Genomic DNA, 18,803 nt, shown 5'->3' with positions numbered 1-18,803 from the left:
CCGCCCACACCGCCTTTGGGAAGACAGTGTTAACCAAGCCGGTTAAACGACCGTTAAGGCTAACGGGGGGTAACCGCGAAATTTCGCCGCCCACGCGCAAAAAATCCGCCCGGCAGGGCGCCGGGCGGACGATGGATGAAACGGCAGGGACGGCTACTTGTAGACCGGCTCGTATTCATAGGCCGGCGGCTCGTAGGCCACCACCTGCGGCACCGCGCAGTTGACGTTGCCGTTGCCGAAGGAATAGCGCAGGCCCGCGCGCGCCTCGTGCACGTTGAAGCCGTGGTCGAAGCCGGGGCCCACGCCATTGGCGTAGTCGAACATCCGGCCACCCTCGATCTGCGTGAAGCGGTAGCCCGCATCGAGCTGCAGGTTCTCCGTCAGGCAGTAGGACGCGCCCGCCATGACCGACCAGGCAAAGCGCCAGTTGCTGGCGCCCCTGTGCACCGTGCTGCCGCCGCCGTCGATGGCGTTGGTCAGGTCGTCCCAGCTCACATAGGCCCCGCCGAGGCCCGCGCCCACATAGGGCGTGACGCCCTGATAGGTGCCCAGATCGACATAGGCATTGGCCATGAGGAGCAGCGCCGAGTAGGAGGACTCATCGGTCGAGGTGCAGGGCACGCCCCCGCAGGTGCCCGACGTGGTGCCGCGGAAATCCGAATCGAACCAGTAGTCGGCGGTGAAATCGGCGCGCAGATAGGGCGACATCTGGTAGCCCACGCCGGCACCGAGCGAGAACGCCCCGTCGAGGTCCGTCGTGTCGAAATCGTCGCTGCCGGGATCGACGACACCGCAGCAGCCATAGGTGATGTACTCGCTGCCGCGCAGCTTCGACCAATGATAGTTGAGATCGCCGCGCAGGTACCAGCCGCCCGTGGCGACCGGCTTCTCGATCACCGTCGGCGGTGTCACCGCCGGCGGCTCGTAGAGATCGGCGGCATGTGCGCTGGTGGCCACCGCAAATGCAGCGGCAGCGACGAACGGCATCATCGTCTTAAGCATCTTCCCCACCCCAATTCACTTGGCCGCCTGCCAGGCGCCCCACTTGTGAGTCTCGGGAAGATTGAAGGAAAAAGGTTAAGCGCCGCTTAACCCTAACGGGCGGTTATCCCGCCCGTTCGCCTTTCGCGTGTTGCGGTCGGGAAATGCCTCAGGCGGCGGTGCGCGCGTCGGCAATGGCATCGACGATGTCGTCGACCACGGCGCGAACCAGTTCCGGGTCGTCGCCCTCGGCCATCACGCGGATGAGCGGCTCGGTGCCGGAAGGCCGGATGACAAGCCGCCCGGCCTGGCCGAGCCGCGCCTGCGCATCGGCGATCGCCGCCTTGACCGGCGCGCGCTCCAGCGGCTTCCCGCCGGCAATGCGCACATTCCTGAGAACCTGCGGCACCGGCTCGAACTTGCGGCACACCTCGCTGGCCGGCCGGTTCTCGCGCTTGATGCAGGCCAGCACCTGCAGCGCGGTCACCAGCCCGTCGCCGGAGGTGGTGAAATCCGACAGGATGACGTGGCCGGACTGCTCCCCGCCGACATTGAGGCCATGGGCGCGCATGTGCTCGACCACGTAGCGGTCGCCCACCTTGGTGCGATGGAGTTCCAGCCCGCGCGCATTGAGGAAGCGCTCGAGGCCCAGATTGGACATGACCGTGGCCGCGATGCCGCCGCCGGCCAGCCGCTCGCTCTCGTGCCAGGACTGGGCGATCAGCGCCATGATCTGGTCGCCGTCCACCACGGTGCCATTCTCGTCGACGATGACCACGCGGTCGGCGTCGCCGTCGAGCGCGATGCCGATGTCGGCACGCACCTCGTGCACCTTCTTAGCCAGGCTCAGCGGACTGGTGGAGCCGCAGTCACGGTTGATGTTGAGGCCGTCGGGCTCGACATGGATGGGTACCACCTCCGCGCCCAGCTCCCACAGCGCGGCCGGCGCCACCTTGTAGGCGGCACCGTTGGCGCAGTCGACGACGATGCGCAGGCCCGACAGCGACATGGCACGCGGCAGCGTGCGCTTGGCAAACTCGATATAGCGGTCGTGCACGCCGTCCACGCGCTTGGCGCGGCCGAGCGAATCGGCGTCGGCCAATGCCAGCTCCACACCCTTGTCGAGCAGTGCCTCGATGCGGTCCTCGATCCTGTCGGAAAGCTTGTAGCCATCCGGCCCGAACAGCTTGATGCCGTTGTCCTCGAAGGGATTGTGGGAGGCCGAGATCATCACCCCGATATCGGCCCTCAGCGAACGCACCAGCATGGCGACGGCGGGCGTGGGGATGGGCCCCAGAAGGAAGACGTCCATGCCCGCCGCGCAGAAGCCGGCGACGAGTGCGTTCTCGATCATGTAACCGGAAAGACGGGTGTCCTTGCCGAGCACCACGCGATGGCGGTGATTGCCGTTCTGGAAGGTCAGACCCGCGGCCATCCCCACCTTCATGGCCACCTCGGCCGTCATGGGAAATCTGTTGGCGCGGCCGCGGATGCCGTCGGTCCCGAAATATTTCTTCGTCATGCTCTTTCTTGCCCGCACCGTTTTGGAAGTCTGTCGCAAGATCGCGGTCCCCGTCTTCAACTGCCACAGGTTCGGGTGCTTCTGCCCATCACTTTATGTGAGAAATCGTAATCGATCCATATGAACAGCCACTTGCCCACTATGATTAACACGGGGTTAAACATGGTGGGGACAGCAGCGGCCGATGGTGGAGGGTCCGAAGGCGACCCATACGCAGGAAGACGGATCGAAGCGCCGCCTTCCTGCGGGAGGGCCGGCGGCGCGCCCGTCGCCTTCATGGCGCATCAGGCACCATGCAATGCGCGCCGCGGCACAGCCTCATCCCTGCGGTTGAGGCTCCATGCCGGCGTCGGGTTCCTCGCCGCCCTTCTTGTTCTCCTTGCGCACGCCGGCCTTGGGCACGGTGGAGCCGCGCGAAGGCGGGGTGTCGTCGCCGAGATCGCGCGAGGGCTTCTCGCCGCGAATGATCGCCTGGATCTCCTCGCCCGACAGCGTCTCATATTCCAGCAGCCCTTCGGCAATGGCGATCCAGTCCTTCTTCTTTTCGGTCAGGATCGAGCGCGCCTTGTCATACGCCTCGTCGATAAGGCGGCGCACCTCGGCGTCGATCTTCTGCTGGGTCTCCTCGGACATGTTCTGCTGGCGCGTCACGGAATGGCCCAGGAAAACCTCCTCCTGGTTCTCGCCATAGGCGACCTGGCCGAGCTTGTCGGAAAAGCCCCAGCGCGTGACCATGGCGCGCGCAAGCTTCGTCGCCTGCTCGATGTCGGAGGCCGCACCCGAGGTGATGTTCTCCTTGCCGAACTTCAGCTCCTCGGCCACGCGCCCGCCCATCATGATGGCGAGCCGGGAGATCATCCACTTGTAGCTCATGGAGTAGCGGTCGCCCTCGGGAAGCTGCATCACCATGCCGAGCGCGCGTCCACGCGGGATGATCGTCGCCTTGTGCACGGGGTCGGCCGACGGCACGTTGAGCGCCACGATGGCGTGGCCCGCCTCGTGATAGGCCGTCAGCTCCTTCTCTTCCTGGGTCATGACATGCGAGCGGCGCTCCGCCCCCATCATCACCTTGTCCTTGGCGTCCTCGAACTCCTGCATGGTGACGAGGCGTTTGTTGCGCCTGGCCGCCATCAGCGCCGCCTCGTTGACCAGATTGGCAAGGTCCGCCCCGGAGAAGCCTGGGGTGCCGCGCGCCACGGTCTTGAGGTCCACATTGGGTGCCAGCGGCACGTTGCGCACATGGACCTTCAGGATCTTCTCGCGCCCGGCAATGTCCGGGTTCGGCACCACCACCTGCCGGTCGAAGCGGCCGGGACGCAGCAGTGCCGGGTCGAGCACGTCCGGCCGGTTGGTGGCGGCGATCAGGATGATGCCCTCGTTGGCCTCGAAGCCGTCCATCTCCACCAGAAGCTGGTTCAGCGTCTGCTCGCGCTCGTCATTGCCGCCGCCGAGCCCCGCGCCGCGGTGCCGGCCAACGGCGTCGATCTCGTCGATGAAGATGATGCAGGGCGCATTCTTCTTGGCCTGCTCGAACATGTCGCGCACGCGCGAAGCGCCGACGCCCACGAACATCTCCACGAAATCCGAGCCGGAAATCGTGAAGAAGGGCACGTTCGCCTCGCCGGCGACGGAGCGGGCAAGCAGCGTCTTGCCGGTTCCCGGCGGGCCGACGAGCAGCACGCCGCGCGGAATCTTGCCGCCGAGGCGCTGGAACTTCTGCGGATCGCGCAGGAACTCGACGATCTCCTCCAGGTCCTCCTTCGCCTCGTCGACGCCCGCCACGTCCTGGAAGGTGACGCGCCCGTGCGCCTCGGTCAGAAGCTTGGCCTTGGACTTGCCGAAGCCCATGGCCCGACCCGAGCCCGACTGCATCTGCCGCATGAAGAAGATCCACACCGCCAGGATGAGGATCATCGGCAGCCATGAGATGAAATAGCCGAGCAGCGAGTTGGAGCCGTCCGTTTCTGGCCGCGCATTGATGGTCACGCCGCGCTCCTCCAGCCGCTGCACCAGGCTCGGGTCGCCCGGAGAATAGGTCTGGAATGGCGTGTTGTTGTCCGTATAGGTGCCGGTGATGCGCTCGCCCGTGATCGTCACGCTCTCCACGCGGCCGTTCGACAGATCCTGCAGGAACTGCGAGTAGGCAATCTCACGCGTGGCACCGCGCTGCTGCGGCGCCTGGAACAGGTTGAACAGCGCGATGAGCAGAACGGCGATGATCGCCCACAGCGCAAAGTTTCTGTAATTCGGGTTCATGTGCGTCCTGTATGTGCGCCGAGGCCGGCATCATCCAAAGCACCAGTTTTCCCTAACATAGGGAGCATGCGCAACCTTGCCAAGCGCGCGGAAGGCGCCAGCCGACCGATATGGTTTATCTGTCATCGTCATTGTGGCCGCGCCATGGCGAAGGCGGCGGCGGCACGCCACCGATGAGCCGCAGGACGGCCCGCGCCGCCGCCAGATCGAAGCAGGGAAGAAAGCGCGCCCACGGCCCGGCCACTGGCTGCAGCACGACGCCAGGAACGGCGCGGCCGAGGCACAGCCCGCCCTGCCAGAAGGCAGGCTCGGCGGCCGCCGCAGCGCGCGCCAGCCCGCGGGGCGCCTCCTCGCCGCTCTCGGGGGGTGGCACGTTCTCCCGGCCCGACGCGGCAAGCGTCAGGGCTTCTGCCTGCCGGCACTCGGCAACACGGTACCGCCCGTCCCAGACCAGGTCGGCGGCCACGTCCAGCCGGGGAAGATGGCGCCCCTCGCGATGCAGGTAGACCGCGCCGCGCCGCACGGCCACCACCGCCCGCGACAGCGTGACGCGGAGCCCATCCTCCTCGAGCCGCGCCTGCAGAGCCCGGCTCCGCGCCTCGTCCGGCAGGTGCGATGTCCCACCGGCCACGGCAAGGAGAATGCGCAGGGCATAAAGGGCCGTCTCGCCCTCAGCCCGCGTCGCCGCGCCCGCCAGACGCAGAAGCCCGGGCGCGGCAAGCCGCGCATGACGGGCGATGAAGGCGGCCGCCTCCTCGCCCGCAAGGGCGCGGGCTGCCGCCATCCGCCGCCCCGTGGCCAGAAGCGGCGCGATGTCGGCATGGGCCAGCGCCTGGCGCACGCGTGCCCGCTCGAACCGCCGATCCTCGTTGGTCGGATCGTCGAACCAGCCGACCCCCTGCGCCTGCAGGAAGCCGCGCAGCGCCGCGCGCCGCACGCCGAGCAGCGGGCGAACGAACCATATGCGCCCCTCGTGGAGCGTTGCCGGCGCCATGCCGGCCATGCCGCGCCCGCTGCCGCGCCGCCCGCGCATGGCCAGGGTCTCGGCCTGGTCGTCGGCGGTGTGGCCCGTCAGCACGAGATCGCTGCCTGCCTCTTCCGCCGCCTTTGCCAGAAGCCCCAGCCGCGCCTCGCGCGCAGCCGCCGAAAGCCCGCTGGCGGGCTTTTCCCCCTGCCATTGCAGCGTGCGATGGGCGATGCCGCGTGCCCCGCAAAGCCGCTCCACGGCGCGCGCTTCCTCGGCCGCCTGCGCGCGCAGGCCGTGGTCCACCGTCACGGCGAGCAGCGAAGGCGCGTCGGCCAGCCGCCGCAGATAATCGTGAAGCAGAAGCAGGAGAGCCAGCGAATCGCCGCCGCCCGAGACCGCCACGACAAGGCAGGACCTGCCGGTCAGATCGATGGAGGAGAAAAGAAGATCCGCCTTCGGCGGAAAGACGGCCTGGCTCAGCAACCGGCGTTGGCCTGCTCGCGGCGGACGCGCTCCCTGAGCGCGTCGGAAATCTGCGGATAGCGCTGGCCGACCTCCGTGAAGGTGGCGCAGGCGACATCGATCTGGTCGAGCGCGGCGAGCGAGACGCCGAGCTTCAGAAGCATCTCCGGTGCCTTGGCGGCACTGGGGTGGTCGCGGTTGGCCTGCAGGAAAACCTCGGCCGCCTCGCGGTACCGGTCCTGGCCAAGCAGCGCCTCGCCGAGCCAGAAGCTGGCATCGGCCGCGTGCTCCCCGTTGGGAAAGCGTTCCAGATATTGGCGGAAGCCGGCTTCTGCCGTGCGATAGTCGCCGGAAAGCACAAACTGATAGGCATTGCCGTAGATCTCCTCCGGGTTGTCGGAGGGGGGCAGCGCGGTGACGACCGAACCCGCCCCGCCGGGCACCGGGTTGCCGTCGAGAAGGTCGACCGTCCCGTTGCTGCCGTTGGCGACGACATTGCCGCTCTCATCGAGTGTGATCGTGCCGAGCGCGCGCGGCGGCTCTCCCGTGCCTGCCGGGGCGGAAGGCGCCGCCTGCCCGGCATTGCGGGCCGGCGGGGGCGCGCCGGCATCCGAGCGCCGTCCCTCCAGCTCCTGAAACCGGAACTCGTAGTCCTCCTGCATCCGGCGAAGCTGGTCCTGCATCTGCAGCATCTGGAAGTTGAGGTCTTCCATCCGCCCGTTCAGCCGCCGGATCTCCTCTTCGAGGCCGATGAGGCGCGGATCGCTCGCCTGGGCAAGGATCACCGGGGCGGGGAGATGGTTCCGCCCGTCGTGAACGGGTGTGCCGGGCAGGTGCGACTGGATGGCCGCGTGGCCGGCTCCTACCGCGGCTGCCAGGGAAAGCGCGGCAATGGCCAGGCCGCTCAGATGGGTTCGCAACAGCATACCTGTCTCGCTCTCGAAAAGGAAACGGCGAAGGCGACGGCACCGAGCCGCCGCCCCTTGCCTTTATCAGGCCGCGAGACTTCGGCCAAATTTTGATTGCCGCCCCGCGGTCAGCTTCCCGCGCCGTTGAGCACCGTCACGGCGCGCCGGTTCTGCGACCAGCAGGAGATGTCGTCACAGGTGGCCACCGGGCGCTCCTTGCCGTAGGAGATGGTCTGGATGCGGTTTGCCGCCACGCCCTGGGCGATGAGGAAATCGCGGGTGGCCGCGGCACGGCGCGCGCCGAGCGCCAGGTTGTATTCGCGCGTGCCGCGCTCGTCGGCATGGCCCTCGATGGTGATGGAATAGGAGGGATACTGGTTTAGCCATTGCGCCTGGCGGGTCAGCGTCGCCTGCGCATCGGGGCGGATGACGGAGGAGTCGGTGTCGAAGAAGATGCGGTCGCCGACCGTGACGGTGAACTCCTGCCGGGAACCGGGAGCTGCCGCCGCCCCGGCACCAAGGCCCAGATCGGCCGCGGTGTTGGGCACCTGCTGCGTTCGGCATCCCGCCACCGCAAGGGCGGCCAGGAAGACGATGGCGACTGGATGTCTGGTCAGGGCTGCGATACGGCGCATTGCCGTCACTCCTTGGCAATCGAGGGGAATTCTTCAACGCTTGGTAACCATCGTGGGGTTAACGGGCGCTGAAGAAACGGGGTTAATCTTTCCTTTATATTCTCTCTTGGCCGCGGCCATCCTACAGCACTTGCCGGCTGCGGGGTACTGCGGAATGGCGCTGGCCTCACTTCAGCAGCGGCGACCAGGCCGGGTCCGAGCCGAAATTCGGCGTCGGCACCGGTTGCTCGTTGCGGCCCGTCAGGTCGATCGTATAGAGCTTCGGGCCGGCTGCGCCCGCATCCTGGCGGAAGAACATGATCACCCGGCCGTTGGGCGACCAGGTCGGCCCTTCCTGCAGGAAGCCGGTGGAGATGATGCGCTCGCCGGAGCCGTCGGTGCGCATCACGCCGATCTGGAACTGGCCTGCGCTCTGCTTCGTGAAGGCGATGAGGTCGCCGCGCGGCGACCAGACGGGCGTCGAATAGGTGCCGTCGCCGAAGGAGATGCGGCGCTGGTTGGACCCGTCGGCATTCATCACATAGATCTGCGCCCGCCCGCCGCGGTCGGAGGTGAAGGTCACCTGCTTGCCGTCCGGCGAATAGGAAGGCGAGGTGTCGATGGCGTTTGTGTCGGTCAGCCGCGCCGTGTTGCGCGTCCGCAGATCCATGGTGAAGATGTTGGAGTTGCCGTCCTCGCGCAGAAGGCTCATGATGACCTTGTCGCCGCTGGGCGAGAAGCGCGGCGCGAAGGTCATGCCGGGGAAATTGCCCACAAGCTCGCGCTGCCCGGTCTCCAGTTGCAGGAGATAGACCTGCGGCTGGCCGCTCTCATAGGACATGTAGGTGATTTCCTGGCGCTCCGGCGAGAAGCGCGGCGTGAGAACGATGGAGCGGCCATCGGAGAGGTAGCGATGGTTGGCGCCGTCCTGGTCCATGATGGCCAGGCGCTTGACGCGGTTGTTGCGCGGCCCCGATTCGTCGACATAGACGATGCGGCTGTCGAAATAGCCCTTCTCGCCGGTGAACTGCTCATAGATGGTGTCGGCGATGATGTGGGCGACGCGGCGCCAGTTCTCGCGATTGGCGAAAAGCTGCTCGCCCTTCAGCTGCTGCCCAGCGAAGGTGTCCCACACGCGGAACTCGACACGCAGCCGCCCGTCCGGCTCCTGCCGCACACGCCCCGTCACCACCGCCTGGGCGTTGATGACGCGCCAGTCCTCGAACCGTGGCGCCACGTCGGGATTGGAGATCTTTTCGATGAAGGCGCCCTTGTCGATCGGCGCGAAGAGGCCGGAGCGGCGCAGATCGGCAGCCACGACGCCGGTGATTTCCGCACCCATCGCATCCGCCGAAAGAAAGTCGGTGATGGCGATCGGCACCGGCTCGACGACGCCCTTGTTGACGTCGATCTCCACCAGAGCACGCGCCGGCACGGCCGCCAGCGCCAGCGCGCCCGCAGCCAGGCTGGCGATGGTCAGGATCGCTTTCACGAATGTCCGCATCAACTCATGCCTCGTCGCTTCTCTCGGGGTCAGAACATGTCGCTGGGGTCGAAATGCACGATGACATCGGCCCAGGCGCTGTATTTTTCGGTCGGCAGGTTGTAGGGCGCACATTGCAGGATGGCGCGCCGGGCCGACTCGGCGGCCGCCCGCGCCACGCCGGAACCGTCGCCGCCGGAAATGATCTCGGGGTTGCCCTCGACCGCTCCGCTGGGGTCCAGCCTGAAACGCAGCGACACCTTCAGATTGGCCGCGTCGATGGCGCCTGCCGGCACGTTCCAGCAACGCTGGATCTGGCCGCGCAGCGCATCCATCTCGCTCTGCGTGAGCTGCTCGCCCGCCGTGGTGCGCGTGCCGCCGAGCGCCGCCTCCCCGGTGGAACGCCTGGCGCCGCCGCCCGACGCACGCTCCTTGTTGAGGAGGGCGGCGACCTGGTCGAACAGCTCGTCATCCTTCTTCTCGCCCCTCGCCTGCTGGCGGGGTGCGGGCGTCTCCGCCTCCGCCTGCCGGCGCTCCGGCGCCTTGGCGGTCTGCGCCCTGGGCGGCTGCGGGCGTGCCTGCGGCACCGGCGCGGTGCGCGGCAGCGTCACGCTTTCGGCCTCGGCATTCTCCGCCACCATGGGCTTGTCGGTGGGATCCGGCGTCACCTCCTGCCGTGGCTGGGGCTCCGGCTGCCGCTCCGTCGCCGGCACGGGTTCGGCCTCGGCCACCTGCGCCTCCTCGGCTGCCGTCTCCACGGGCTGCGGCCGCGGCGCGGGTGCCGGCGGAGGTTCGGCAGCGCGTTCCACGGGCTTGGGCTTCGCATCCGGCGTGGGCGGCGATTTCAGGTCGGTCTCCGCCTCGCCCACCTTCTGGGCGTTCTCCACCTCGTCGGTGCGCAGGGTGGGCCTCGGTGCCGGCCGCCGCTCGGCGGGCGCCTGCCTGTCGCCTTCCTGAACCTGCGTGATGCTTTCGACCGGAACGATGTCGACCGGCAGCGCCTCGACGTCGGCCACCTCGAAGGCGCGCGGCGTCGACAACGAGAAGATCCCGAAGCCGAGAAGCGCCGCATGCATGGTGACCGAGATGGCGAGACCGGTCTTCATGAAGATCAGCCGTCCTGTTCCTGCAGCGTCACGAGGCCGAGATTCCGGAAGCCGGCGGCCGAAATGCGCGCCATCACGCGCATCACCGTGCCGTAGTCGGCCGAACGGTCGCCACGCACATAGATGCGCTCGTTGTAGCCGGCCTCGGCGATGGCCTCCAGCTTGGGCACCACCTCGTCGATCGCGATCTCGGTTTCCTGCAGATACACCCGGCCCTCGCCGTCAACCGAGACCGTGATGGGCTGCGTGTCGGCGTTCAGCGCCCTGGCCTGCGTTTCCGGCAGGTCGATGGGCACGCCGACGGTCAGCAGCGGGGCGGCAACCATGAAGATGATGAGCAGCACCAGCATCACGTCCACGAAGGGCGTGACGTTGATCTCCGAAATGAGCGCGTGCCGGCGCCCGCGGCGCCGGCGTCCGTTTCCGCCCGTGCGGGCGGAGGCAACAGACATGCCCATCAGGCGTACTCCTCTGCCCTCTGCCGTGACGAGACCTTCTCATCGATTTGCCGCGAGAGTATGGCGGAGAACTCGTCGGCGAAGCCTTCCATCCTGGCGCCCAGCTTGGCGGCGTCCGAGGAAAGCTTGTTATAGGCGATGACGGCGGGAATGGCCGCAAGCAGCCCCATGGCCGTGGCCAGGAGCGCCTCCGCGATACCGGGCGCCACCACGGCGAGATTGGTGGTCTTCGAGCCGGCGATGGCCTGAAAGGAGGTCATGATGCCCACCACCGTGCCGAACAGGCCGATGAAGGGCGCCGAGGAGCCGATGGAGGCGAGGAAGCCGAGCTTGCCTTCCAGCCGCTCCATCTCGCGCGCCAGCGCCAGGTCCATGGCCTTGTCGACACGCGTCTGCAGGCCCAGCGGCGAGCGCGCGCCCTTCTCGAAGCTCTTCTTCCACTCGCGCATGGCGGCCACGAAGATGGAGCCCATGCCGGTGGTCTTTCGCTCCGAGAGTGAGCGGTAGAGCTCCTCCAGCGACTGACCGGACCAGAACACCTGCTCGAAGCGGTTGAGCGCCACGCGCATGCGCGCATAGGCGAGCGTCTTGTCGACGATAATGGCCCAGGTCCAGATGGAAGCGCCAAGCAGGCCGATCATCACCAGCTTGACGACCCATCCCGCCTGCCAGAACAGCGCCCAGATGGACAACTCCCCACCGGGTGCGGTGAGCGCTACACTCTCCATGGATAAACGTCCTCGTAAAAACTGGGCAGCATCTTCGTGCCGATCCGTCCTGCCCGCGTGTCCGCGCCGCCCGTTGAAGCCGCAGCGCCCCCCGCGGACCCTCTTCCGCGCCTTTTTCCGGTAAAATTTGGTCAAAGGAAGGCGCGCGAACGATGACCGTCGCCCGATGGTATGGAGGAACATGGTTAACAGTGTCTTACGCGGCATCCCGCATGGCCGCCGCCCGCCCTATCCGGGCCTGCGCAGAAAGGCCGCCGCCCACTCCCTGGGAAACCGCCGCGGTTTGCCGGAGGCGCCGATGATCGCCGCTTCCACCCGCGCCGACACCAGAAGCGTATCGTCGCGCAGAAGCTCCTGCGCCATGAAGATGCGCGCCCCGGAAATCCGCTCCACCCGCGTGTCCACGGTCACGATGTCGTCGATGCGCGCCGGCCTTTGGAAGTCGATCTCCATGCGCCGCACCACCCAGGCCAGCCTTTCGCCGTGCTTGCCCTCGGCCAGCTCGGTGTGGTGAACCCCGGCCAGCCGCAGAAAATCCGACCGCCCGCGCTCCAGAAACTCCAGATAGCGCGCGTGATAGACGACACCCGTGAAATCGGTATCGGCGAAATAGACCCGCGCCTTGAGGCGGTGGCCGGTGGCGGTCAACCTGCCGCTGATGCCGGAAACGAGGCTGTCGTCGGTGTCGGTCATGGTTTCGGAAGCGATTGGTGAATGGTGAATGGTGAATGGTGAACAGGGATATCGTATGCGATCTCTTCTGGAAGGGGCTCTTTTTTGCTCCTCCTCGCAATCCCCTTCTCCCATTCACCGCCCCATTCACTCCTCCTCGAACAGATTGATCTGCGCCTGCGCAAGCTCCTTCGGCGCGGCCAATCCCAGATGTTTCCAGGCCTTTGCCGCCAGCACGCGCCCACGCGGCGTGCGCTGGATGAAGCCCTGCTGGATGAGATAGGGCTCGATGATGTCCTCGATGGCATCGCGCGGCTCCGAGAGGGCGGCGGCGATGGTTTCGATGCCGACGGGCCCGCCGCCGAAATTCTCCACGATCATGGTGAGATAGCGCCGGTCGAGCTGGTCGAGTCCCAGCGCATCCACCTCCAGCCGCGACAGCGCCTCGTCGGCGACCTGGCGTGTCACCCGTTCCGCGCCCGCCACGGAGGCGAAGTCGCGCACGCGGCGCAGGAGACGGCCGGCAATGCGCGGCGTGCCGCGGGCGCGGCGGGCGATCTCCTCCGCCCCGTCCTCGCTAAGCGCCAGCCCCAGGATGCGTGCGCCGCGCGCGACGATGGTTCTCAGCTCCTCCACCGTGTAGAAGTCCAGCCGCACGGGAATGCCGAAGCGGTCGCGCAGCGGCGTGGTCAAAAGGCCGAGGCGCGTCGTCGCCGCCACCAGCGTGAACTTCGCAAGGTCGATCTTCACCGAGCGCGCCGCCGGCCCCTCGCCGATGATGAGGTCGAGCTGGTAGTCCTCCATGGCCGGATAGAGGATTTCCTCCACCGCCGGGTTGAGCCGGTGGATCTCGTCGATGAAGAGAACGTCGCGCTCTTCCAGATTGGTGAGAAGTGCGGCCAGGTCGCCGGCCTTGGCGATGACGGGGCCGGAGGTGGCACGGAAGTTGACGCCCAGCTCGCGCGCCATGATCTGCGCCAGCGTGGTCTTGCCGAGGCCCGGCGGTCCGACGAACAGGACGTGATCGAGCGCTTCGCCGCGTGCCCGCGCCGCCTCCACGAAGACCTTCAGATTGGCGCGTGCCGCCGCCTGCCCGACGAATTCGTCGAGCGTCTGCGGCCGCATCGTGACGTCGGCATCCTCGCCGCGCTTGTCGGCGGAGATGAGGCGGGAAACCTCGCTCATGAAACACGCTCCATGCCGGAAACGCTCCGCGCAACCCCTGCGCCGCGCTGTGGCGTGAGCCAGGCACTTGCCATCAACGGCCGAAGAGCGTCAAGCACGGCCCGGCCATCCGCGCCGGCGCGCACCGCCAGGCTCATCGTGCCAGCTCCTTCAACCCCAGCCGGATCAGCGTTCCCGCATCCGCGCCTTCGCCGGCCGCCTTCAGCGCCGCGGCCACCGCATTGGCGGCCACGTCCCGCGAATAGCCGAGATTGGCAAGCGCCGAGACCGCGTCGGAGACGGGCGCCGGCGCGGCCCCTTCGCCCAGCTCCTGTTTCAGCCCGATACCGCCTGCCGCCTCCCCGGCATAGGCCGGGGCCTTGCTCTTCAGCTCCGTCACGATGCGCTCTGCCACCTTGCGCCCCACGCCGGGGGCCCGCGCCACCATGGCCACATCCTTGAGCGCGATGGCGTTGGCAAGCTCGGCCGGCGAAAGCGTGGAAAGCACCGAAAGCGCGACCTTCGCCCCCACCCCCTGCACGTTGTTCTGCAGAAGGCGGAACCACTCGCGCTCGAGCGCCGTGCGGAAGCCGTAGAGGCGGATCATGTCTTCGCGCACATAGGTCTCGATGAACAGCGTCACCGCCGCGCCCACACCCTCCAGGCCGGCCAGCGTGCGCGCCGGGCAATAGGCCACATAGCCCACGCCGCCGACATCGATGATGCAATGGTCGTCGCCGATCTCGTCGACGATGCCTTTCAGCTTGCCGATCATGTCGCCGCTTCCATGGCGAGCCGCGCTGCGGCGGATTGGCGGTGATGCGCATGGCAGATGGCGATGGCGATGGCATCCGCCGCATCGTCCGTGTCGAACCGCGCCTTCGGCATCAGCACTCTCACCATCATGTGGATCTGCTTCTTGTCGCCGTGGCCCACGCCGATCACCGCCTTCTTCACCGCGTTGGGCGCATATTCGGCGACGCTGAGCCCGGCGCGCGCCGGCACCAGCATGGCGATGCCGCGCGCCTGGCCGAGCTTGAGCGTCGCCGCCGCGTCCTTGTTCACGAAGGTGGCCTCCACCGCCGCCTCGTGCGGCCTGTGCGCCTGCAATATGTCGGACAGGCCGTCGTGAAGCTGGCACAGCCGCGCCGCCAGCGCCGCCTTGTCGTCGGAGCGCACCGTGCCGGCGGCCACGAAATGCAGGCCGTTGCCGAGCGTCTCGATGACGGCCCAGCCGGTGCGCCTCAGCCCCGGGTCGATGCCAATGATGCGAATCGCGCTTGCCATGGCCTCACCATAACCGCTGCCCGGCCCGTTGCCATCAGGCAAGCAAGGCAGCGGCGGCGGCCTGCGACATGTTCAGCCGCGCCCGAAGGCGGTCTCCAGAAGCGTGATCTGGTCCGACACGGGGTTGTGCGCGGCATCGCCCGCAATGCCGCCTTCGCCGTCCGCGCCATAGATCTCGCGATCCATGCGCCGCACCAGCGCCTCAAGCCGCAGCGAGCGGCGCACCAGATCGCGAAAGGCCGCCGGCAGCTCCTCCCAGCCGGGAGCGTCCTCCTGGGCGGAGGCGGTGTCGAGGCGCACCTTGGCCTTTTCCACCGCCACCTGCTCGCGCGTCATCTCGCCGGAATTGGCGGCGCGTTGCAGAAGCAGCCAGGAGGCAAGCTGCATGAGCCGTGTCGTCAGGCGCATCGATTCGGCGGCATAGAGCCCGGCCACCGTGCGCGGCAGACCCTTCGCGGCAAGGCGCCCCTCGCCGTCGAGATATTCCGCGGCCTCCTCCACCAGCCCCATGCCTTCGTCATAGAGCGGCTTGAAGGATGGAGAGAAAACCCGCCTCTCGGCCAGCCTGACCATATTGGCGCTGCCCGTGCTGCCCGTGATCATGCGTATCCAGTCCCCACTCTCATGGTGCCCGCACCGGCACCTGTCCCTTGTCACACGGCGTTTCTGGAGGTGTCGAAAATGCGCTTCGCCGCCGGCGAACGCAAGCCCTCGCTTAACAAAGCGTTAACGGGCGATTCCGGGCGCAATGAAGGCGGGCGGACAAAAAAAGAGCCGCGGATCGCGGCTCTCAGGAGTCAAACAGGGAGGCGTCAAACAGAATGGCTCCAGCCACTCGGTAAGAATCCAGATAACTGGATTTGCACAGTAAACACACGTAAAGCTTAACTGGAAGTTAACGAACCGGCGATCCTTCGATTAAAATTTTCCTCTGCCCGCCCTCACAGTGTCCTGGCCATCTCGCGCAGCCTGAACTTCTGGATCTTGCCGGTCGAGGTTTTGGGGATTTCCACGAAAAATACATGCCGCGGGCATTTGAAGGCCGCGAGATGGTTGCGGCAATGGGCGATGATCTCCTCCGCGCTCGCCTGCCTGCCCGGCTTCAGCTCCACGAAGGCCACCGGCGTCTCGCCCCATTTTTCGTCGGCCCGCGCCACCACGCCACAGGCGGCGATGGCCGGGTGCTTGTAGAGCGCGTCCTCCACCTCGATTGAGGAGATGTTCTCGCCGCCGGAAATGATGATGTCCTTCGAGCGGTCCTTGAGCTGGATGTAGCCGTCCGGGTGCATCACCCCCAGATCGCCGGAGTGGAACCAGCCGCCGGCAAAGGCTTCGTCCGTCGCCGCCTTGTTCTTAAGGTATCCCTTCATGACGATGTTGCCGCGGAACATCACCTCGCCCATCGTCTCGCCGTCGGCGGGCACCGGCGTCATGGTCTGCGGGTCGAGCACGGCCAGCCCTTCGAGCGCGGCGTAGCGCACGCCCTGCCGCGCCTTGCGCGTGGCCTTGGCCGCGCCTTCGAGCCCGTCCCAAGCCGTCTTCCACTCGTTCACCACCGCCGGACCGTAGGTTTCCGTCAGGCCGTAGAGATGGGTGACGGAGAAGCCCGCCTCGGCCATTGCGGCCAGCACCGATTCGGGCGGCGGGGCGGCTGCGGTGCTGAAGGTGACGGTCTGCGCGAAGGCGCGCCGCTCCGTCTCCTCGGCGTTGATCAGCGTCGCCATCACGACGGGCGCCCCGCACAGATGCGTCACCCCATGGTCGGCGATGGCGTCGTACATGGCCTTCGCCCGCACCCAGCGCAGGCACACATGGGTGCCCGCCTGCAGGGCCAGCGTCCAGGGAAAGCACCACCCGTTGCAGTGAAACATGGGCAGGGTCCACAGATAGACCGGGTGCCGCCCGAGCCCCGCATGGATGGTGTTGGAATAGGCCATCAGCGCCGCGCCGCGATGGTGGTAGACGACGCCCTTGGGATTTCCCGTGGTGCCGGAAGTATAGTTGAGGGAGATGGCATCCCACTCGTCATCCGGCATCGCCCAGGCGAACTCGGGATCGCCGGACGCGACGAAAGCCTCGTAGTCCTGGCTGCCGATGCGCTCTCCCTTGGGATAGGGCGCGTCAGCGGGATAGTCCGGGTCGTCGTAGTCGATCACCAGCGGCTGCGCCTTGGCTCTTGCGAGCGCTTCCTTCATGACGGCGGAAAACTCGCGGTCGACGATCACCACCCTGGCCTCGGCATGATCGAGCTGAAAGGCGATGACGGCGGCATCCAGCCGCGTGTTGATGGAATGCAGCACCGCTTTCGTCATCGGCACGCCGAAATGCGCCTCGAGCATCGCCGGCGTGTTGGACAGCATCACCGAAACCGTGTCGCCCTTGCCGATGCCGTGGCGGGCCAGCGCCGAGGCGAGACGGCGCGCCCGCTGCCAGAAGGCGCGATAGGTGTACCGTGTGTTCCCGTGGATGACGGCCGGATGATCGGGAAACACCTGCGCCGCCCGCTCCAGAAGCGTCAGCGGTGTGAGCGGCTGATGGTTCGCCGGATTCCTGTCGAGATTCTGTGCATAGGGATTTTGGCTCACGGTCTCCTCCCGGGCGTTGTCGTACGATTCTTACGCCAGGAGGTTGCCTCTCACCAGCCCCAAAGCCCGCGCACCCCGTCATGGATGAGCTTCAGCGAAACGATCAGCACCATACCATACATGAAGGGGTAGAAGACCTGCGGCTTCATGCGCCTGACGATCCAGGCCCCGGCCAGCGTGGCCAGCGGCGCCAGCGGCACGAGGATGAGGGAAGCGGTCAGGTTGGTGGCGTCGAACTGGCCGAGCGCAAAATAGGGCACCAGCTTGATGGCGTTGACGATGGCGAAGAAGACCACGCTCGTGCCGGTATAAAGCTTCGGGTCCTGCCTGAGCGGCAGCGCATAGACCTGGTAGGGCGGCCCGCCGGCATGGGCCACGAAGCTGGTAAAGCCGGCCACCGTGCCCCAGAAGAAGCCCTTCGGCGCGTTGTGCCGGGCGATGCGTTCATTGCGCCGCACCTTGTCCACGGCCCAGCGCACGAAGAAGAGGAGGGTGACGAGACCGACGATCAGACGCACATGCGCCTCGGTCACCACCGCCGCTGTCAGCCAGCCGATGGCGATGCCGGCCAGAGCGCCCGGCAGCATGATGGCGAGCAGCCGCCGGTCGAAGAAGCCGCGCCAGGCCCAAAGCGAGACGATGTCCATGACGATGAGGATGGGCAGCAGGATGGCCGCCGCCTGCACCGGCGGCACCACAAGCGCCACCAGCGGCACGCCGAGCAGTGCCATCGCGCCGCCGAACCCGCCCTTCGACAGGCCGACAAGGATGACGGCCGGAACGGCGGCCAGATAGAACAGGGGGTCGCTGAGAATGGGAGCCATGAGACACGTCGATCGTGCGCGGTCATAGCCTCATTTGCGCCGCTTGACGAGGGGTTGCGCCAACTTTTCGTTTCCTCTTGTGGGGGGCACGGCGCTTCGCTATGCCCACGGCAACAGGAAAGGCCGCCAGCCATGCAGGAACAAGCACCGAACCGCTGCCGTATCGTGCTCATCGCCCCGCCGCCCGGCGATGGCGATGGCGCGCGCATCGAGGCCGCCCTGTCGGCCGGTGACGTCGCCTCGCTCATCGTGCCGGCCCATGACGGCGACGAGGCCGCCTTCCAGGCCCGCGCCGAGCGCCTGGCAAGACTGGCGCAGGGCCACGGCGTGGCCTGCGTGGTGGCCGGCGAGCCGCGCATCGCCGCGCGGGTGGGGGCCGATGGCATCCATATCGAGGGCTCGAAGGCGGAGCTTGCAGAGGCCGTCCGCAAATACCAGAACCGCATGATGGTGGGCTGCGGCGGCGCCAAGAATCGCGACGACGCGCTGGAACTCGGCGAGACGCAGCCTGACTACATCTTCTTCGGCCGCTTCGGCTACGACGTGAAGCCGGCGCCGCATCCGCGCAACCTGGCCCTTGGCGCCTGGTGGTCGCAGATGATCGAGATTCCCTGTATCGTCATGGCCGGTGCCGACATCGCCTCCGTGCGCACGGTCGCCGAGACGGGTGCGGAGTTCGTGGCGCTCGGGGCTGCCGTCTTCGACGCGGGGGCGGACCCGGCGCAGATGGTGGCAGAAGCCAACAGGCTTCTGGATGCCCACGCCCCCCTGCTGGAAGACGGATGA

The 18,803-nt window shown here is 67.2% G+C and carries 18 protein-coding genes; 1 reads left to right on the top strand and 17 read right to left on the bottom strand.

From position 1 onward, the window contains the following. Positions 1 to 153 precede the first annotated feature (153 nt). The 17 genes from NYR58_RS05975 to NYR58_RS05895 all read right to left on the bottom strand — a co-directional run bounded on the left by NYR58_RS05975 (position 154) and on the right by NYR58_RS05895 (position 18,017). Positions 154 to 1,002 carry an outer membrane protein gene (locus NYR58_RS05975; protein WP_261519576.1) on the bottom strand — a complete coding sequence of 283 codons (849 nt, stop codon included), beginning with the start codon at positions 1,000 to 1,002 and terminating at the stop codon, positions 154 to 156. A 148-nt stretch (positions 1,003 to 1,150) separates the two neighbouring features. Further along, positions 1,151 to 2,503 carry a phosphoglucosamine mutase gene (glmM, locus tag NYR58_RS05970; protein WP_261519575.1) on the bottom strand — a complete coding sequence of 451 codons (1,353 nt, stop codon included), beginning with the start codon at positions 2,501 to 2,503 and terminating at the stop codon, positions 1,151 to 1,153. A 318-nt stretch (positions 2,504 to 2,821) separates the two neighbouring features. Next, positions 2,822 to 4,759 carry an ATP-dependent zinc metalloprotease FtsH gene (gene ftsH, locus NYR58_RS05965; protein WP_261519574.1) on the bottom strand — a complete coding sequence of 646 codons (1,938 nt, stop codon included), beginning with the start codon at positions 4,757 to 4,759 and terminating at the stop codon, positions 2,822 to 2,824. Positions 4,760 to 4,874: 115 nt separating this feature from the next. Continuing rightward, complete coding sequence (tilS, locus tag NYR58_RS05960) at positions 4,875 to 6,209, bottom strand: tRNA lysidine(34) synthetase TilS (protein WP_261519573.1); 1,335 nt, start codon at positions 6,207 to 6,209, stop codon at positions 4,875 to 4,877. Further along, positions 6,203 to 7,114 carry a tol-pal system protein YbgF gene (gene ybgF, locus NYR58_RS05955; protein WP_261519572.1) on the bottom strand — a complete coding sequence of 304 codons (912 nt, stop codon included), beginning with the start codon at positions 7,112 to 7,114 and terminating at the stop codon, positions 6,203 to 6,205. The genes tilS and ybgF overlap by 7 nt, the downstream gene beginning before the upstream one ends. A 110-nt stretch (positions 7,115 to 7,224) precedes the next feature. Beyond that, positions 7,225 to 7,731 (bottom strand): peptidoglycan-associated lipoprotein Pal, encoded by a 507-nt coding sequence (gene pal / locus NYR58_RS05950; RefSeq protein WP_261519571.1) that lies wholly within the window; start codon positions 7,729 to 7,731, stop codon positions 7,225 to 7,227. 166 nt (positions 7,732 to 7,897) lie between these two features. Further along, positions 7,898 to 9,214, bottom strand: coding sequence for a Tol-Pal system beta propeller repeat protein TolB (tolB, locus tag NYR58_RS05945; protein ID WP_261519701.1), 1,317 nt, complete (start codon positions 9,212 to 9,214; stop codon positions 7,898 to 7,900). Positions 9,215 to 9,243: 29 nt separating this feature from the next. Further along, complete coding sequence (locus NYR58_RS05940; RefSeq protein ID WP_261519570.1) at positions 9,244 to 10,299, bottom strand: hypothetical protein; 1,056 nt, start codon at positions 10,297 to 10,299, stop codon at positions 9,244 to 9,246. 5 nt (positions 10,300 to 10,304) lie between these two features. After that, positions 10,305 to 10,757: a protein TolR gene (tolR, locus tag NYR58_RS05935; RefSeq protein ID WP_261519569.1), complete on the bottom strand. Its 453-nt coding sequence runs from the start codon at positions 10,755 to 10,757 to the stop codon at positions 10,305 to 10,307. Next, positions 10,757 to 11,485, bottom strand: coding sequence for a protein TolQ (gene tolQ / locus NYR58_RS05930; RefSeq protein ID WP_261519568.1), 729 nt, complete (start codon positions 11,483 to 11,485; stop codon positions 10,757 to 10,759). The genes tolR and tolQ overlap by 1 nt, the downstream gene beginning before the upstream one ends. A 228-nt stretch (positions 11,486 to 11,713) precedes the next feature. Then, the gene (gene ybgC, locus NYR58_RS05925) at positions 11,714 to 12,178 is read right to left on the bottom strand and encodes a tol-pal system-associated acyl-CoA thioesterase (protein WP_261519567.1); all 465 of its coding nucleotides are present in this window, start codon (positions 12,176 to 12,178) and stop codon (positions 11,714 to 11,716) included. A gap of 126 nt (positions 12,179 to 12,304) precedes the next feature. Further along, positions 12,305 to 13,342, bottom strand: a complete 1,038-nt coding sequence (gene ruvB, locus NYR58_RS05920; RefSeq protein WP_261519566.1) for a Holliday junction branch migration DNA helicase RuvB — start codon at positions 13,340 to 13,342, stop codon at positions 12,305 to 12,307. 133 nt (positions 13,343 to 13,475) lie between these two features. Next, complete coding sequence (ruvA, locus tag NYR58_RS05915) at positions 13,476 to 14,096, bottom strand: Holliday junction branch migration protein RuvA (protein ID WP_261519565.1); 621 nt, start codon at positions 14,094 to 14,096, stop codon at positions 13,476 to 13,478. Continuing rightward, the gene (gene ruvC, locus NYR58_RS05910) at positions 14,093 to 14,608 is read right to left on the bottom strand and encodes a crossover junction endodeoxyribonuclease RuvC (RefSeq protein ID WP_261519564.1); all 516 of its coding nucleotides are present in this window, start codon (positions 14,606 to 14,608) and stop codon (positions 14,093 to 14,095) included. Before ruvC ends, ruvA begins: the two co-directional genes overlap by 4 nt. A 72-nt stretch (positions 14,609 to 14,680) precedes the next feature. Beyond that, complete coding sequence (rcdA, locus tag NYR58_RS05905; protein WP_261519563.1) at positions 14,681 to 15,211, bottom strand: protease adaptor protein RcdA; 531 nt, start codon at positions 15,209 to 15,211, stop codon at positions 14,681 to 14,683. 338 nt (positions 15,212 to 15,549) lie between these two features. Beyond that, complete coding sequence (locus tag NYR58_RS05900) at positions 15,550 to 17,193, bottom strand: acyl-CoA synthetase (RefSeq protein WP_261519562.1); 1,644 nt, start codon at positions 17,191 to 17,193, stop codon at positions 15,550 to 15,552. 50 nt (positions 17,194 to 17,243) lie between these two features. Then, positions 17,244 to 18,017, bottom strand: coding sequence for a sulfite exporter TauE/SafE family protein (locus NYR58_RS05895; protein WP_261519561.1), 774 nt, complete (start codon positions 18,015 to 18,017; stop codon positions 17,244 to 17,246). Positions 18,018 to 18,149: 132 nt separating this feature from the next. Between NYR58_RS05895 and NYR58_RS05890 the strand changes: the two genes are divergently transcribed. Continuing rightward, positions 18,150 to 18,803, top strand: a complete 654-nt coding sequence (locus tag NYR58_RS05890; RefSeq protein ID WP_261519560.1) for a thiamine phosphate synthase — start codon at positions 18,150 to 18,152, stop codon at positions 18,801 to 18,803.

Origin of the sequence: Chelativorans intermedius, from assembly GCF_025398255.1 — a bacterium.
GTDB lineage: Bacteria > Pseudomonadota > Alphaproteobacteria > Rhizobiales > Rhizobiaceae > Chelativorans > Chelativorans intermedius.
The sequence above is the reverse complement of the archived record's forward strand: the minus strand, read 5'-3'. Positions and strand labels throughout refer to the sequence as shown.

Coding starts and splice junctions, on each gene's coding strand:
- tolB (WP_261519701.1), bottom strand. CDS start 9,214: ATGCGGACATTCGTGAAAGCGATCCTGACCATCGCCAGCCTGGCTGCG.
- ruvA (WP_261519565.1), bottom strand. CDS start 14,096: ATGATCGGCAAGCTGAAAGGCATCGTCGACGAGATCGGCGACGACCAT.
- NYR58_RS05975 (WP_261519576.1), bottom strand. CDS start 1,002: ATGCTTAAGACGATGATGCCGTTCGTCGCTGCCGCTGCATTTGCGGTG.
- NYR58_RS05895 (WP_261519561.1), bottom strand. CDS start 18,017: ATGGCTCCCATTCTCAGCGACCCCCTGTTCTATCTGGCCGCCGTTCCG.
- tolQ (WP_261519568.1), bottom strand. CDS start 11,485: ATGGAGAGTGTAGCGCTCACCGCACCCGGTGGGGAGTTGTCCATCTGG.
- ftsH (WP_261519574.1), bottom strand. CDS start 4,759: ATGAACCCGAATTACAGAAACTTTGCGCTGTGGGCGATCATCGCCGTT.
- tolR (WP_261519569.1), bottom strand. CDS start 10,757: ATGGGCATGTCTGTTGCCTCCGCCCGCACGGGCGGAAACGGACGCCGG.
- ybgC (WP_261519567.1), bottom strand. CDS start 12,178: ATGACCGACACCGACGACAGCCTCGTTTCCGGCATCAGCGGCAGGTTG.
- NYR58_RS05890 (WP_261519560.1), top strand. CDS start 18,150: ATGCAGGAACAAGCACCGAACCGCTGCCGTATCGTGCTCATCGCCCCG.
- ruvC (WP_261519564.1), bottom strand. CDS start 14,608: ATGGCAAGCGCGATTCGCATCATTGGCATCGACCCGGGGCTGAGGCGC.
- NYR58_RS05940 (WP_261519570.1), bottom strand. CDS start 10,299: ATGAAGACCGGTCTCGCCATCTCGGTCACCATGCATGCGGCGCTTCTC.
- pal (WP_261519571.1), bottom strand. CDS start 7,731: ATGCGCCGTATCGCAGCCCTGACCAGACATCCAGTCGCCATCGTCTTC.
- rcdA (WP_261519563.1), bottom strand. CDS start 15,211: ATGATCACGGGCAGCACGGGCAGCGCCAATATGGTCAGGCTGGCCGAG.
- ruvB (WP_261519566.1), bottom strand. CDS start 13,342: ATGAGCGAGGTTTCCCGCCTCATCTCCGCCGACAAGCGCGGCGAGGAT.
- ybgF (WP_261519572.1), bottom strand. CDS start 7,114: ATGCTGTTGCGAACCCATCTGAGCGGCCTGGCCATTGCCGCGCTTTCC.
- glmM (WP_261519575.1), bottom strand. CDS start 2,503: ATGACGAAGAAATATTTCGGGACCGACGGCATCCGCGGCCGCGCCAAC.